This window comes from Dyella sp. LX-66 (assembly GCF_018599165.1).
In the GTDB taxonomy this organism is placed as follows: Bacteria; Pseudomonadota; Gammaproteobacteria; order Xanthomonadales; family Rhodanobacteraceae; genus Dyella_D; species Dyella_D marensis.
This window is the reverse complement of sequence record NZ_JAHFVJ010000015.1, coordinates 72,518-86,468: the sequence shown is the minus strand read 5'-3', so window position 1 is coordinate 86,468 and position 13,951 is coordinate 72,518. Positions and strand designations below refer to the sequence as shown.

General features: G+C 62.1%; 16 protein-coding genes. 13 read left to right on the top strand and 3 right to left on the bottom strand.

Features of this window, described 5'->3' with window-relative positions:
* Positions 1-252 precede the first annotated feature (252 nt).
* Both KK141_RS20685 and KK141_RS20680 read left to right on the top strand, forming a co-directional pair.
* Positions 253-474 (top strand): TonB-dependent receptor, encoded by a 222-nt coding sequence (locus KK141_RS20685; protein WP_214572983.1) that lies wholly within the window; start codon positions 253-255, stop codon positions 472-474.
* A 142-nt stretch (positions 475-616) separates the two neighbouring features.
* Entirely contained in the window at positions 617-766 is a 150-nt protein-coding gene (locus KK141_RS20680) for a hypothetical protein (protein ID WP_214572982.1), read from the top strand.
* Positions 767-865: 99 nt separating this feature from the next.
* Here KK141_RS20680 and KK141_RS20675 read toward each other — a convergent pair whose 3' ends face one another.
* Together KK141_RS20675 and KK141_RS20670 are read right to left on the bottom strand one after the other, a co-directional pair.
* Positions 866-1,084 carry a cold-shock protein gene (locus tag KK141_RS20675; RefSeq protein WP_345777622.1) on the bottom strand — a complete coding sequence of 73 codons (219 nt, stop codon included), beginning with the start codon at positions 1,082-1,084 and terminating at the stop codon, positions 866-868.
* Between the two features lie 312 nt (positions 1,085-1,396).
* Positions 1,397-1,702, bottom strand: a complete 306-nt coding sequence (locus tag KK141_RS20670) for a hypothetical protein (RefSeq protein ID WP_214572980.1) — start codon at positions 1,700-1,702, stop codon at positions 1,397-1,399.
* Between the two features lie 206 nt (positions 1,703-1,908).
* Between KK141_RS20670 and KK141_RS20665 the strand changes: the two genes are divergently transcribed.
* From KK141_RS20665 to KK141_RS20655, 3 genes are all read left to right on the top strand, one after another.
* Complete coding sequence (locus KK141_RS20665) at positions 1,909-2,136, top strand: hypothetical protein (RefSeq protein WP_214572979.1); 228 nt, start codon at positions 1,909-1,911, stop codon at positions 2,134-2,136.
* A 111-nt stretch (positions 2,137-2,247) separates the two neighbouring features.
* Positions 2,248-2,418, top strand: a complete 171-nt coding sequence (locus tag KK141_RS20660) for a hypothetical protein (protein ID WP_214572978.1) — start codon at positions 2,248-2,250, stop codon at positions 2,416-2,418.
* 798 nt (positions 2,419-3,216) lie between these two features.
* On the top strand, positions 3,217-3,456 hold the full coding sequence (locus KK141_RS20655) for a hypothetical protein (protein WP_214572977.1): 240 nt from the start codon (positions 3,217-3,219) through the stop codon (positions 3,454-3,456).
* Between the two features lie 1,387 nt (positions 3,457-4,843).
* On the opposite strand, the gene KK141_RS20650 is transcribed toward KK141_RS20655, so the two are convergent.
* Positions 4,844-5,026 (bottom strand): hypothetical protein, encoded by a 183-nt coding sequence (locus tag KK141_RS20650; protein WP_214572976.1) that lies wholly within the window; start codon positions 5,024-5,026, stop codon positions 4,844-4,846.
* 1,264 nt (positions 5,027-6,290) lie between these two features.
* Here KK141_RS20650 and KK141_RS20645 point away from each other — a divergent pair.
* The 8 genes from KK141_RS20645 (at position 6,291) to KK141_RS20610 (ending at position 13,928) form a co-directional block, all read left to right on the top strand.
* Complete coding sequence (locus KK141_RS20645) at positions 6,291-6,743, top strand: fasciclin domain-containing protein (RefSeq protein WP_214572975.1); 453 nt, start codon at positions 6,291-6,293, stop codon at positions 6,741-6,743.
* Positions 6,744-6,862: 119 nt separating this feature from the next.
* On the top strand, positions 6,863-7,264 hold the full coding sequence (locus KK141_RS20640) for a hypothetical protein (RefSeq protein ID WP_214572974.1): 402 nt from the start codon (positions 6,863-6,865) through the stop codon (positions 7,262-7,264).
* A gap of 291 nt (positions 7,265-7,555) precedes the next feature.
* The gene (locus tag KK141_RS20635) at positions 7,556-8,179 is read left to right on the top strand and encodes a tyrosine-type recombinase/integrase (RefSeq protein WP_214572973.1); all 624 of its coding nucleotides are present in this window, start codon (positions 7,556-7,558) and stop codon (positions 8,177-8,179) included.
* 331 nt (positions 8,180-8,510) lie between these two features.
* Positions 8,511-8,765: a hypothetical protein gene (locus KK141_RS20630; RefSeq protein ID WP_214572972.1), complete on the top strand. Its 255-nt coding sequence runs from the start codon at positions 8,511-8,513 to the stop codon at positions 8,763-8,765.
* 191 nt (positions 8,766-8,956) lie between these two features.
* A complete protein-coding gene (locus KK141_RS20625) occupies positions 8,957-9,874 on the top strand; it encodes a LysR family transcriptional regulator (protein ID WP_214572971.1) in 918 nt (305 codons plus the stop codon).
* A gap of 83 nt (positions 9,875-9,957) precedes the next feature.
* Entirely contained in the window at positions 9,958-10,623 is a 666-nt protein-coding gene (locus KK141_RS20620; RefSeq protein WP_214572970.1) for a response regulator, read from the top strand.
* A gap of 10 nt (positions 10,624-10,633) precedes the next feature.
* Positions 10,634-12,052, top strand: a complete 1,419-nt coding sequence (locus KK141_RS20615) for an ATP-binding protein (RefSeq protein WP_214572969.1) — start codon at positions 10,634-10,636, stop codon at positions 12,050-12,052.
* 382 nt (positions 12,053-12,434) lie between these two features.
* A complete protein-coding gene (locus tag KK141_RS20610; protein ID WP_214572968.1) occupies positions 12,435-13,928 on the top strand; it encodes a GGDEF domain-containing protein in 1,494 nt (497 codons plus the stop codon).
* Positions 13,929-13,951 lie beyond the last annotated feature (23 nt).

The window sequence follows — 13,951 nt, the reverse complement described above, 5'->3', positions numbered from 1 at the left end:
GGTAGCCGCGCTCGTTAACTTGTTTGACCGCTTCAGCTTTGAACTCGTCGGTGAAACGTTTGCTGGTCATAGATCCTCCGATCCTCAATAGACACTATCAGGTGTCTACGGAATCGGGGGCGTACCATCCGGTTGATGCATATGGACGATGCATCGTCGGTCTCTGTCTCGCCTAGCCGTGCTCGACATCTAGGCACCCTAGTTATCGAGAGATCATGGAATGCATAGCTTCCGCTCGCTAAAGAGGTTGCCATGACCAACATATCCGGCACAACCACGAACGGCTTTACGTACGAGGGTGAGTATGAACTCACTCGCATGGATCGTGTCAGGTGGAGCGCAACCTACCGGCGTGATGGAATCTTCTTTGGGATGCGTCATGGCGGCATTAATGAACTTTCAGGCGTATCGCCGAGAGAGGTTCAACAGGCCGTCATGGACGATATCGAGTTTGTGTGGACTCGATCGGTCTAAGGGCGCGGTCTTTTGGCTGCAACGCTCATATATACCTTGGCTTGGCAATCGACCTGGGGATCAATCGCTTCTCGTTGACGCGTAAAGTACGACGATCGCTCTACCGAACCCAGACCCCATCCTCCCATCTGAGAACGCTCCATTGGTAAAGACCAACTACTCTTTCGAAAAACGCCAGCGAGAAATTGCAAAGAAGAAGAAGCAGGACGACAAGCAGGCCAAGAAGGTGGCATCGCGCGATGGCGCCAAGATGGAGCCCGTGGCTGGAACAGCAAACGCCAAGAGCATCTGATCCTGCCGTCGCTCCAGGAATGCTCTGAGCACAGCAAGTGCGTTTAAAGCAAAAAAAGCCCGGCACAAGGCCGGGCTCTTTTCGTTCGGGCAAGGATCCTTAGATCACCTGCACCTGTTCTGCCTGCAACCCTCGTTGGCCATTGGTCACGGTGAAGGACACCTTTTGACCCTCGGCCAGGCTCTTGAAGCCCGAGGACTGGATCGAGCGGAAGTGGACGAATACGTCGTCACCACCGGTGTCTCGGCTGATGAAGCCAAAGCCCTTGGCGTCATTGAACCACTTAACGGAACCGGTTTCGGTCTGGGACATGTTTATTTCTCCTTGGAACAAGTAAGGCCGCATGGCGGCGGAAAAGCTGGTCGCAAGGAGGAAGGGGAACAACGGTGTAGTGAACAGCTATCTACAGCATCAGGCCACAATTCATGGTGACCCTCGAAACTCAGCCACATCACAGTACAGGGCAGTTCGTCAAAGGGCAAACGGAGCGACAAGCCCGTTCAGACTGGGCGGCTTCTATCGCACCCAACACGGCGCCAGATCTCGAAAGAGTGGGGTCGATCCATCAGTCGAGCGAAGGTGAGCCCGCTGTGTTGATTGCTGGGCTTGAAAAGGCATCAGATAGGCGCCTCAGGACCCTTTGCCGTGGAATAAATGCTGTCGGGCGAACGCACTCGCGTACTCCACGAGTGCGCGTGCATTGATGTCATGACCGGTATTACGACACCACAGGGCAAACGCTGCTGACTGTACGTCGACCTTGAGAGTCGGCACGCCCGCGCACTGTTGCTGGTGCAGAACTTTATTAGCGGCAAGTTCCCACTGGTCGTACGTCGTATGCCAGCTGCGCTGAGGCAGCAACGATCGGAACGCCTCGTAGTCATCGCGGGAGAACCAGGGAACCCCGACTGTCGCGCGCCTCGACGTTTCGTTCATGTAGTACTCCCATAGCGAGCGCCACGCGGGCGGCGCTCACGCAGCATGAGGCCTGAAAGAACTCAGACACCCGCTGCGTCGATGTCGGACACTACGCACCTGCATGTGAGCTTCGTGTCCGCGAGAACCTAGAGTAGATGGCATTCGCACTTGCGCCTTCTGCGCCATAAGACTAGCGTCAGCGCGATATGCCACCTGGAATCCCCATGTCGATCATCACGATAGATGCGTGGGCAGATGGGCCTAATGTCTTCGGCCTGTGGCGTGGACATTGGCAGTTGTTGCGCAATGGCTTGGCCATCAAAGGGCGTTTCGGAGTCACCGGAGAGCGCTTTCTTACCCAGCTCGACGCCGTAGATGCCGCCATCAGACGTGGCGTTTCGGATCAGCGAAACATCCATCTGGGTGGGCAGGATCACCGGCGCCGAAACTGAATAGATCCCGCTCGACTGTTCCGCATCAATCGCAGCAACACCCACGTCACCCGAGAGCAACCTTTGCTATGCCACCGTGGCTAAGCGGCATTCGCCGCCTCGGAGTACGACATGACCAACCCGAACAGTCCCAACACCCCTGATTCTCCTCAAAAGGCACCGCCCGTATCGTCGGCGAATGACGCGCCGGAAAAACGGGCTGACGAGCGACCCGAGGAGGGAAAGGAGGGACAAGATGCCAAGGAAAGCAAGTCCGATGAAGGCAAACAGCAAGGCAAGTGACCCCTGCTGCGCCGCTCACGCGGAGCCGCTCCATGCGGCTCCGCCTCACCTCGTAGCTCACGTTTCCACTTGACCAAAGCCTCATGCCGCCGGCTTATCCTGTGGATGACGCTTAGGCCGCCAGCGTTTGCTGGCAGCCAAGGCGCGAAGGATGGAGGCCATACGAACGGCAACTCCCTGATCGATTGGCGTGAACAAGTCGCCTCGTCGGTCCTACACGCAGCAGCCGGTCAACCGATAAGCTATGCTGCACAGGAAGCGCTATTCCGCCTGTCAGAGATACTCGCGTCGCTACGCGCGCGTGAAAGCCCATCTCCCTCTGAGAAGCAGACTTCGTCTGATGCATCCGAGTAGCCATCCTGGCTCGGCGATCTGTCTCCCGGCACGCTACCCGTTGCTGGCACTCCCTTCACTCAGAGAACCTCATGGCGCACCCCTCGAAGCCCTTCACGGCGGCAGAGATTCATGCCGTCTACGCCACTGTGCCCGCAAAAAAAGACAGTTCAGGCGAGAACGATACGTCGAAGTACACCCGGTCACTGCACTTCAAGCGTGATCCGAACCACCCGGGAAGGGCGCCGAACAAGCTGGATCTCGCCCCTGGATCTCGCCGAAAATAGACGCCTGGTCTGCACACTCAAGCCGTCCGTGTCAGTGCCTCGCCCGGTTTAACGTACTTCACAGGCTCCAGGGACTACACCGTATGGAGCCATGAAGTACTTTGGCTACCTGTCACGCGCATGACCTGCGACTGGGGTCCCTGACTCGTCTTCGCTCCAGTCGAAGGAGATTGTCATCGTGTCTGACGAAATCAGAGGTTCCTATCGGGACTTGATCTACATCGTCGCCTACCAACGGGAAGGCGGCAACGTGAGCTGGTCGGCGAGCCTGGAAGATGATGAGGGGGCAGTGATTTTCATCACCAGCTACTTCATTTGCAGTCTTGGAAAAATCCATTGCGAGAAGCTGATCCGGCAGCGGGTCTTCGCAAGCATCGACGAATACCATCGTCGCCATGAAACACCAACGCTTCACTAAGCCCAGGAAGACAGTGTAGCTATCGCTATACGTCAAAGACCTCGCATCCAGCCCCGAAAACAGAGCACTTCGGCGTAGCGTCGCATGAGCGGTGCTGCACTTTTTCGTCATGTGATGCCGTCTGCTGCCGCCTCACCGTTGTTCCGCGGCCGGACGACATCGTCCCTACGCACCTAACCACGCATCGCCCCATTGGGCTGCGCGTCATGCGGAACACTCCAGATGAGGCAAAGGTGATGATGAAGATGAGGAAGCAGGTGCTTCTGTTGCTTTTGCTTGGTGCTACAACTTGCCCGCTAGTCACGGACGCGGGAGCAACTCCCCAAATCTATGGAGCAGGCCAAGGCACCTGTCGATTCTGGACTGCCGCGAGGGAGTACCCGAATGGAGTGGAGCCTGAGTCGCTCGGATGGATTCAGGGGTATGTGAGCGCGACGACTGTGTTGAGTCCCAACTCCTTTAGGAAGACAGACGCTCAACGCATTGGCATCTCGATGGACAAAATCTGTGCCGGGCACCCCAACAAGCAGATTAGCGATGCCACATTGGAGCTAATCGGAGACCTTCGGGTGAAGTAGCATCTATACCCTGCGACGCCAGTATCTCCGATAGGCGAAGAAGGGCTTGCTTCGCCGCAAAACTGATTGGCTGTCCGGCCGCCGCCGCCTCAAGGACCGGTGCGGCCACTTGCTCGCACCAATCGATCAGTGGATTACCGTTCATAGATGCCTCCGTCCATCGTGACTCGGCGGATCGAGCCGGCTAACGACCTGGACAACCAAGACATCATACGAGATGGGGGATGAGATGCTGGTCAAATGCCGGCATTCCGACACACATCTCAACGACCATGTTGCTCAAGCAATTGCCGCCTGGCGAAGTCGCCCGCGTAATCGACTAGCGCGCGAGAGTTGACCTCACGACCGCTCGATCGACACCACTCCACGAAAGTATCCGATTTCACGTGCGCCTTGAAAGCACAGACACCCATGCGTTGTACCTGATCCATGAACCTATTCGCGGACGCCTCCCATTGATAGTAGGTAATGTGCCAGACAAGGTCGGGCACCACCCGCCGAAACGCCTCGTAGTCCTCGCGATCGAACCACGGAACGCCGACAGCTCGGAGCTTTGGCTTACGCATGGGGCGGTCCCATACTGTTCGTCCCAACCGAAAGCGATCGATGTTGCCGACCTGACCAAACGAAAACGTGGATCAGCGGCGAAGAACTCCAGCGAAACAGGAGCAGCGGAGTACGCAATCAACATCTGCACCTCACTCATGGCATGCCGAAGCAGATGTGATACTTGCCCGCGACCGGGCAAGGAAGGCAGCCCCAACCAAGCCGGCGACCGGCGTTACGTCGCCAGTACCACATCGAAACATTTAACGCCCACGACGGTGCTCGGCGAGGCACTGCCTTCCCCTCTCGGTCAGCGTGAATCCATCAAGCAAGCTCAGCACTAATCGGAGCTTGATGAGTTGGTCAATCAACGTCGTGTCGGTAGTGGGATGAACACCGGCCTGCACGGCAACCAAACAGTCGAACTGCTCGATGGAAAGCTGCATACAGAAACCTCTACCCGCGTTCGGGAGATCCATCGTCCTCCTGGATTGCGGCGTACGCAAGGCACTAACGCCGAGAATCTCGAGACCAGTGAATAGAAGGGTTCATATCAGCAAAAATGCAAGCCACGCTGGAAGCGCTCCGGTCATCGGATGTCACGCGGGGACTTGCACACGACGCATTTACACGACCATCTACCCAACGCCGTTGTCACACCACTTTGATCGGCGCGGTAGAGCAAACATCATCAATATGGAGCGCCAGGCGTCATTCCCCACCAATGAATGCCTTGCCAGCTGCCCATGCCGCTGCCTTGGACAAGAAGCGGCGCGCATGGTCGCCAATCTCGTTAGTAAAACGACCACCTCCAAGTGACATGCGTGCTCCGAATCGATACGTAGTAACTCGCGGATTTGTGGGGTGCCTGATCTCCGCAAGAGATAACTCCCAGTCTCCTATCATCTCGCGGCGAACTATGCTTTTCACGATGTCGCCCCTACAGAGCTGGATTGCCAGCAATGAGGCATAGAAGAACGCGAACAGGCTCCTCCGTCAGCTACCAGCTTTCGGATGGTACCGTGCTTGATGTCATCGACGGCGGTTTCGAGGTCCTCGGCGACCACCGTCGTTTCAAGCGCACGTAGCGACCGAGGTCCCTCATACATGTCCTTGACGGGATGGCGACAAGCTGGCTCTTCTATTGGACGCGGCTATCAGCCGCAACATCACCATGGGTATCCTGATCTCTTCGTTCCACAGTGAAACGTCGAGCGGATCGCGTCAGATCCCGCGAATGATCATGTCCGCCGGAACGTTACGCTTATCGGATACCCCGCACCTAACAGCCGCATCGACCGCCTCGTTCTGAGTGAAAAAGCGATCTCCTGTAGCGCCAAAGCGCCCCTTGACGGCTAAGCCATCCTGCAACAGACGCCAACGGCCTCGCCATAAGCCAAATGCGTTTGGCCCATCTGCCCAGGCATCTATAGAGATGATCGACATGGGGGTACTTGGCGAGATGTTGCAGTAACGCTAGCCCTATGGAGCGGTGAGCACAAGTAAGTATTTGAGCCACCACGTTACCCTTACCTAACAACTACACGCGCATGCTGCATGGGCGCCAAGAAAGACAGCCTCCTCCTTGGCAGGCGCCTCAGCCACGCGGTCCTATCCCTAACGCCATCTGAGTACCTCTCCGATTCTTATCGGAGTTGCGGTTTCGGCCGCTCAAGATCCGCCTGGCGGATCACTACTCAAGGTAAACGCATGTCCAACCACGACTCCAAACCCGCCCACGTCTCCGGCAAGAACATCGTCGAGACCGCGGCCGCCAACGGCTCCTTTCATACCCTTGGCAAAGCTCTCGAAGCGGCCGAACTCACCCAGACGCTGAAGGACTCCGGCCCCTACACCATCTTTGCACCGACGGATGCAGCGTTCGAAAAACTTCCGAAAGGGACTCTAGAAAACTGGCTCAAGCCGGAGAACAAGGCGGAGTTGGTCTCCGTGCTGAAGTATCACGTGATGCCGGGCCGGGCATCGTTCGTCGAGGTCGAGAAACTGACCGCGCCAAAAATGATGCAAGGCCAAACGGCGTCTATCACGAAGGATGGCGGCAAACTACGCATCGGCGGTGCAACCATCCAAGCGCGTGACATTACCTCAAGCAACGGCATCATCCACGCCATCGATGCGGTCAACGTGCCAAACAAGCAGTAAAAACCAGAGGCTTGTGGTGGGGTTGACCTCACCACGGGTCTCACAGAAGTCCCTCTACTGGCCGCCTGACTTCAACCACCATGGCGCCCCACAGCAACCCACCATCTGAGGCGTTAACCATGGCCGGCCGCTTTTCCCTTAGCGCCCATCGCCCCCTGCCGCTACTGACAAGGCTATCCATGCGCATAGGCGATTTGGTCAGCCGCCTCACTGAAGGAAGCAGTGATGCACGTCGACCACCCTTCTCCGTGATGAAGCTTGCTTCCGCCTCAGGCGTTCGCGACCGCGACGAAGTAAGAGGCTCCTACCGTGGCTTGGTGTACATCGCCATTTACCAGCGGGAAAGGGGCGTCGTCAGCTGGTCAGCGAGCCTCGAAGACGACGATGGAGAGGTAATTTTTGTTGCGAGCCACTTCATTTGTGGCTCGGGAAGGATCAACTGCGAAAGCGCGCTGCGGCAACGCATTTTTTTAAGTATTGACGACTATCATCGAATCCACGAGACCTCCGATCTCCGCTAACACCGAAGGAAAGAAGACCTCCTATCGCTCCAGCCATCGGGGACCAAGGTGGGGATGTCGTTGAAGTAGAGCTGGCGTTCGATGATGGCTACCACCCTCAGGCTCCTTCGCCGATGCCGTGCACATGGCCGCCCCGAGGAGGAGAGCCAAACACGCAATAGCCCTTAGGTTCGTAGCCGCTCCATAGCCGCTGCCGAGTATCGAAAGGTCCGCTATGGGCCAGAAGCAGACATTCCTTAGATTTCCTGGCCCGCAGTATGGCAACTCTCCAATCCGCCGGGGAGTATCGCCATGTCTATGCAGCGCTCTAGTTGTCCGCTGATCCCTTGGAACCGCGGCAGGATCATGGGACAGAAGCTGCCGCTCCAGCTTCGGGACATTTTTGGCATAAGGATCCGGCTTCAATTGCAGCACCGCATCCGGGACTTGGCTCTGTTCAACCTGGCGATCGACAGCAAGCTTCGCGGATGCGACCTCGTTGCCCTTCGGGTTTGCGATCTGGCCAGAGAGGGTGGCCTTGGGGCAAGAGCTCAAATTATTCAGCGCAAGACAGGTAGAGCGGTCCAGTTTGAGCTCACCGAACAGACTCGGCGCGCCATCATGCATTGGATCAACCGAAGGGGCTTGACCCGAGAGGACTACTTGTTCCCAGGCCGGCAGCGACCTCTGACTCACTTGTCCACACGCCAGTACGCCAGGATCGTGAAACGCTGGATCGCGAGCGCCGAGCTCCCACCATCGGACTACGGCACGCACTCCATGAGGCGCACGAAGCCGACCCTGATCTATCGTCGGACCCACAACCTACGGGCTATCCAGCTCCTACTCGGGCACACCAAGCTCGAGAGCACCGTCCGCTATCTTGGCATAGAGGTCGAGGACGCCCTGGCTCTATCGGAAGAAACGGAGGTCTGAACAGGCGCGGAGAACCGGCCACCGGTTGTGCGGCAGGATCGCCCAGTCTCTGTATCGAACCAGGGTCTATCGGGGGGCACCGCCGATGCACAGCGTCGTCCATCTGGATGACACCGCAGGACCGTGATCGCCCGACGTCAACCTCTCACGTTAGGCTTGAATCGCTACGTTGTTCTGCGAGCCCCATTCAGAACAACCCCAGCTTGCTCGGCATTAGCACCGGCACGATGCTGCTGATCGTCATCGCCAGTATGGCCGCCACGGCCATGGGCATTCGGTGACATCGCCTGACGCCCCCTATTTCTCATCAATTCAAAGAGCTGGAGCATCCATGATCGGCATTCCCCCCACCGGCGGCCTGGCCCATGCCGCAATCACCGCGGTCTGCTTCGAAGGCCTTTCTGCTGAAACGCGTGAGGGACAGAAGGCCGTACTCGCCATCATTGATGAGAACGGCAAGGTGATCGAAGCCGGCCCTGCTGTTGCAAGAGAGGCCTGGAACGTAACGCTTGCCTGCTACAAGCAATTCCTGGCGGGACAAGGACACCTTCGGGTGTTCTCGAGTCCACCAACCACACTAAACTGAGACACCAAACGAGCGGCCAAACGGCCGCTTTTTTACGAGCGCAAAGTCTGTTTATATTGAGTTGACTTTGGGCACGCAAAGAAGAAGTAACTCGCCCCGCGGCAGCGGGGCGAAACACTCGCCAAAGGCGAGACACCCTGGCGCCCCCGCCGCCGTATCATCGGCGCACACCAGCGCCGAACCCCCATTCGATGGATCGCCTCCACCAATACCGAATCTTCATCCAGATAGCCGACATGGGCAGCTTCATCCGCGCCTCCCACGCCCTGGAACTCCCCCGCGCCACCGTCTCCGCCGCCATCCAGTCCCTGGAAGCCGAACTCGGCACCCGCCTCCTCCACCGCACCACGCGCCGCGTCCAGCTCACCGCCGACGGCGAACAACTCCTCGAACGCGTGCGCCTGCTGCTGGCCGAAGCCGAGAACGTCGAGTCGCTGTTCCGCACCCGGCGCCAGGAAGTCGCCGGACGCCTCAGCATCGACGCGCCCAGCCGCATCGCCCGCCGCCTGATCGCACCGGCCCTGCCGGGCCTGCTGCGCCGGCACCCGCGCCTGCAGCTGGGGCTGGGCTCCAGCGACCGCGCGGTGGACCTGGTGCGCGAAGGCATCGACTGCGCCGTGCGCGTGGGCGAGCCGCACGACAGCAGCCTGGTGCGCCATGCGCTGGGGCAGCTGGCCCTGATCAACTGCGCCAGCCCCGACTATCTGCGCCGCCACGGCACGCCCACCCGGCCGGACGAACTGGCCCAGGGCCACCGCATGATCGGCTACGCCGGACCCACCACCGGCCGCGAGCAGCCGTGGGAATACGTTAGCGAAGGCCGCGAACACGGCATGCGCGTGCCCAGCCAGGTGATGGTCAACAATGCGGAGAACTACATCGCCTGCTGCGAAGCCGGCCTGGGCCTGATCCAGATCCCGCGCTTCGACGTGCGCGAACTGCTCGACAGCGGCGTACTGGTCGAGGTGCTGCCCACCTATCGCCCGGCCTCCATGCCGATCGCCCTGCTCTATCCGCACCGGCGCCAGCGCTCGCACCGGCTGGACGCCTTCATCGCCTGGTTCGAGGCGCTGATCCGCCCGCACCTGGAGGCGGACGAGGCCGCCTGAGCGTTCCCGCTAAGCCGGCCCTAATGCGACGGTCCGATCATTTTCCCGGATACTTCGCGCCATCCGCGAGCCTGGATGCTGTCGTGCACATACTTCTTATCGAGGACGATCCGCTCCTCGGCAAAGCCATCCAGCGGGCCCTCGAACAGCTCGCCTACACGCTGACCTGGATCCGCGACGGCCGCGAGGCCATGGCGGCGGTGAACGATCCCTCGGTCGACCTGCTCCTGCTCGACCTGGGCCTGCCCAACCGCGACGGTTTCGAGATCCTCACCGAAGCGCGCGGCCGCCGCCTGCGCACGCCGATCATCGTGATGACCGCGCGCGACGACCTGGAGTCGCGCATCCGCGGCCTGGACGCCGGCGCCGACGACTACCTGGTGAAACCCTTCCACCTGGACGAACTGGCCGCGCGCATCCGCTCCACCACGCGCCGCGCCCAGGGCATGGCCGACAACCGCATCGAGGTCGGCCCGCTGGTGCTGAACACGGCCGCCGTGGAAGTCACCTACCAGGGCAAGAAAGTGGAGCTCAGCCGCCGCGAATTCGCCCTGCTGCAATACCTGATGGAACGCGCCGGCCGCGTGGTGCGCCGCGAGCAGCTGGAAAGCTCGCTCTACGGCTGGGACAACGACGTGGGCTCCGGCGCGCTCGACGTGCTGGTCCACGGCCTGCGCCGCAAGCTGAGCTTCGATGCGATCAAGACGGTGCGCGGCTTCGGCTACACCATCCCGCTGGATCATCCATGAGCGCGCCGCGATGAGCGGATCGATCACGCGCATCCCCAGTCTGCGCGCGCGCCTGCGCTGGATGGTCATCGCGATCCTCGCCACGGCCATGCTCCTGCTCGGCGCGCTCAGCTACCGCTACACGCTGAAGGAAGTGCACGAACTGCTCGACGGGCGCCTGGCCCAGTCCGCGCGCACGCTCGACGTGCTGCTGCGCACCGGCGGCATGCCGCAGGACGGCCGGCCCGTGGTGGTGCCCACGCCTTCGCGCACGCCCGCCGCGCACGGCAAGGGCACGCATTCGTACGAGCCGGAAGTGGGCTACCAGGTATTCGCCGCCGACGGGCACGTGCTGGCCACCACCGCCAACCTCGACGGCATGCCCGCGCCGCGGGCGGAAGACAAGGCCTTCCGCGACGTCTCCTTCGGCACGCGCCGCTGGCGCGTCTTCCAGTTGCCGCGCGGCAGCGACGGCGAATGGATCCGCACCGCCGAGCGCTACGACAGTCGCACCGAAATCAGCCAGGCGCTGTGGGTGCAGTACGGCCTGATGCTGTTCGTCGCCCTGCCGCTGCTGGCCCTGCTGATGGGCTGGGCGATCCGGCGCGGGCTCAAGCCGCTGGACACGCTGGCCCGGCGCCTGCTGCGGCGCGAGCCGGGCAGCCATGCGCCGGTGACGCTGGAGAACGCGCCGACCGAGCTGCGCCCGCTGCTGGATGCACTGAACGAGCAGATCGGCCGCCTGGAGAACGCGCTCGAACGCGAGCGCCGCTTCAGCGCCGACGTCGCGCACGAACTGCGCACGCCGCTGGCCTCCACCATGATCAACCTCGACGCCGCGATCGGCGCCCGCGAACCCGGTGCCGCCGACAGCGCGCTGGCCGATGCGCGCGAATGCCTGGTCGCGCTGGCCCGCCGCACGGAACAGCTGCTGGCGCTGGCGCGGCTGGAGTCGGGCGAAGGGCGCCGCGCGATGGCGCCGGTGGATCTGGCGATTCTTGCCGGCGACGTGATCGAAGAGATGGTCTCGGTGATCGCGTACAGCAGGGTCGAGCTGGTGCTGGCGCCGCTGCCGCCGCGGCTGGTGGTGCATGGCGACGAGGCGGCGCTCCGGGCGATGCTGCGCAACCTGCTGGAGAACGCGATGCGCCACGTGCCCTCCGGCGGCATGGTGGAGCTGGCGCTGTCGCGGGCCGGGCGGGTGGCGGTGATCGACGTGGTCGACAACGGGCCGGGCATTCCGCCCGAACGGCGCGCCGCGCTGTTCGAGCGCTTCCACCGCGAGCCGGGTACGCGCGGCGACGGCTACGGCCTGGGGCTGTCGATCGTGCAGCGCGCGGCGCAGATGCATGGCGCGGATATCCAGCTGCTCGATTCGCGCTTCGGCACGGGGCTGCATGTACGGGTCAGCCTGCTGCTGCATGGCGACGAGGCGGCGCGGGAGCGCTAGCTGCAGCTGATGCCTCCTGCGGCGGCCCGGTTCGCCGAACGTGGGGACAGATCTGGCGAGTGGCATGGCCGGCGCTCCGTTGCGGATGAATAAAGCGGTCCCCCCGGAACGGGGGGACCCACGAGCGCCCGGGGCAGAGGGGAGAACCCGGGCGTCCGCGGCCCGCACCTGCTGGGGAGCGGGTCCGGGCAGGGATAGATTGCTGCGGCGCCAGGCCTGCGTATGTAGGTGGATACCGGCAGCCCGTGTACGGGCCGCACGCGCCGCCGCGCGCTCCAAGGCCGTCACGGCGTAGGCGCCATCGCAGGTCCGCAGCGCATGCGGTACAACACCGCATGGATTCGTGCTTAAGTGGCCGCACCCACCGCCCCTGCGACGCGCCATGAAGATGCAGGCCCTCGCTCCGCGTATCTATGCGCCCCTGCTGGCGGCGCAGCTCGCCGTGCTGGCGTTCGAGCCGCCGCGCGTGCTGAGCCTGAGCTACGCCTTCGTGCTGGCGACACTCGCCTTCACCCTCTTGCTGAGCCTGCGCCGCGTGCGCCTGAGCCTGCCGCACAACCGGCCGCTGTGGGCGCTGCTGCTGGCGGCGCTGCTCAGCCAGGCCGCGGCCTTCGTGCTGCTGTTCGCCGATTCGCTGGTCAATCCCCAGGGCACCCTGGTGGCCTTCGACCCCACCTTCTATTTCTGCATGGGCAGCCTGCTGCTCACCCTCGCGGCGACGTACGACCCGGTGCTGCCGACCTACCGCTGGACGGCCTGGGTGGATGCGGCGCTGGCGATCCTGATCGCGCTGATGTTCTACGGCCTGGTGCGCGCCCTGGTGGCCGGCGCCGAAGCGCAGCCGGACAACGCCCGCGCCATCGTCTGGCTGTTCGACGGCATGGCGCTGTTCGTGGCGATCTTCGCCACGCTGCGCCTGCTGGGCGCGCGCCGCCGCGACGAGCGGCGTTTCTTCGTGGTGCTTACGGCATTCGCCTGGATCGAGTTATTTGTGCCGGCGGCGCATAACCGCTTCGTGCTCTCCAGCGAGTCGTATGTGCCGGAGCTGCTGCTGAGCCTGCCCTTCGCAGCGATCGGCCTGCTGCTGAGCCGCCGCCGCGGCGACTGGCTGCGCGGCTACCGGCCGCCGGCGCGCGTACGGCATCTTGCCGGCAGCGTCAGCCCCTTCGTGCTGAGCCTGGCGCTGTGCCTGCTCGCTTTCGCCTATCTGCATCGCAACCCGGTGCTGGCGGCGTGCGCCGTGATCGCCGGCATCGCCTCGTATGCGCTGCGCGCCGCCCTGATGCTGGGCCGGCACCTGTCCTCCGAGGACGAACTCAAGCGCCTGCACCACGGCCTGCGCCGCGCGGCCCTGCGCGACGACCTGACCCAGCTGTTGAATCGCCGCGGCTTCTATCGTGCTTTCGACCGCGAATGGGAACGCGCTCAACGGACCCGCACGCCACTGGCGGTGGCGATGCTCGACATCGATCACTTCAAGGCCTTCAACGATACCTATGGGCATCTGGCCGGCGACCAGTGCCTGGCGTCGGTGGCGCAGGCGCTCGCGGGAGAAGCCGCCGCCATGACCGGCGTGACGCTGGCGCGCGCCGGCGGCGAGGAGTTCGTGGTGCTGATGAGCGGCCACATGCCGCATGCGGCCGGCGCCTTGCTGGAAAAGCTGCGCGGGCGGGTCGAGGCCTTGCGCATCCTGCATGTGCGCGGGGTGCGCGGCTTCGTCACGGTGAGTGCGGGGATCGCTTCGAGCGAGCTGGCGCGTTATGAGGACGGTGAAGAAATGCTCGGCGCGGCGGACAAGGCGCTATACACGGCGAAGCGCGCGGGAAGGAATCAGGTGGTGTGGGCCGAAGTGCCGGGTACAGAAGCGATGTCCTGAGATGCCCGCACCATCGATGTGAT

What these genes read in the sequence shown, in the direction of transcription:
- KK141_RS20685 (WP_214572983.1), top strand. Translation starts at nt 253, where the DNA reads ATGACCAACATATCCGGCACAACCACGAACGGCTTTACGTACGAGGGT.
- KK141_RS20670 (WP_214572980.1), bottom strand. Translation starts at nt 1,702, where the DNA reads ATGAACGAAACGTCGAGGCGCGCGACAGTCGGGGTTCCCTGGTTCTCC.
- KK141_RS20665 (WP_214572979.1), top strand. Translation starts at nt 1,909, where the DNA reads ATGTCGATCATCACGATAGATGCGTGGGCAGATGGGCCTAATGTCTTC.
- KK141_RS20660 (WP_214572978.1), top strand. Translation starts at nt 2,248, where the DNA reads ATGACCAACCCGAACAGTCCCAACACCCCTGATTCTCCTCAAAAGGCA.
- KK141_RS20650 (WP_214572976.1), bottom strand. Translation starts at nt 5,026, where the DNA reads ATGCAGCTTTCCATCGAGCAGTTCGACTGTTTGGTTGCCGTGCAGGCC.
- KK141_RS20645 (WP_214572975.1), top strand. Translation starts at nt 6,291, where the DNA reads ATGTCCAACCACGACTCCAAACCCGCCCACGTCTCCGGCAAGAACATC.
- KK141_RS20640 (WP_214572974.1), top strand. Translation starts at nt 6,863, where the DNA reads ATGGCCGGCCGCTTTTCCCTTAGCGCCCATCGCCCCCTGCCGCTACTG.
- KK141_RS20635 (WP_214572973.1), top strand. Translation starts at nt 7,556, where the DNA reads ATGTCTATGCAGCGCTCTAGTTGTCCGCTGATCCCTTGGAACCGCGGC.
- KK141_RS20630 (WP_214572972.1), top strand. Translation starts at nt 8,511, where the DNA reads ATGATCGGCATTCCCCCCACCGGCGGCCTGGCCCATGCCGCAATCACC.
- KK141_RS20625 (WP_214572971.1), top strand. Translation starts at nt 8,957, where the DNA reads ATGGATCGCCTCCACCAATACCGAATCTTCATCCAGATAGCCGACATG.
- KK141_RS20615 (WP_214572969.1), top strand. Translation starts at nt 10,634, where the DNA reads ATGAGCGGATCGATCACGCGCATCCCCAGTCTGCGCGCGCGCCTGCGC.
- KK141_RS20610 (WP_214572968.1), top strand. Translation starts at nt 12,435, where the DNA reads ATGAAGATGCAGGCCCTCGCTCCGCGTATCTATGCGCCCCTGCTGGCG.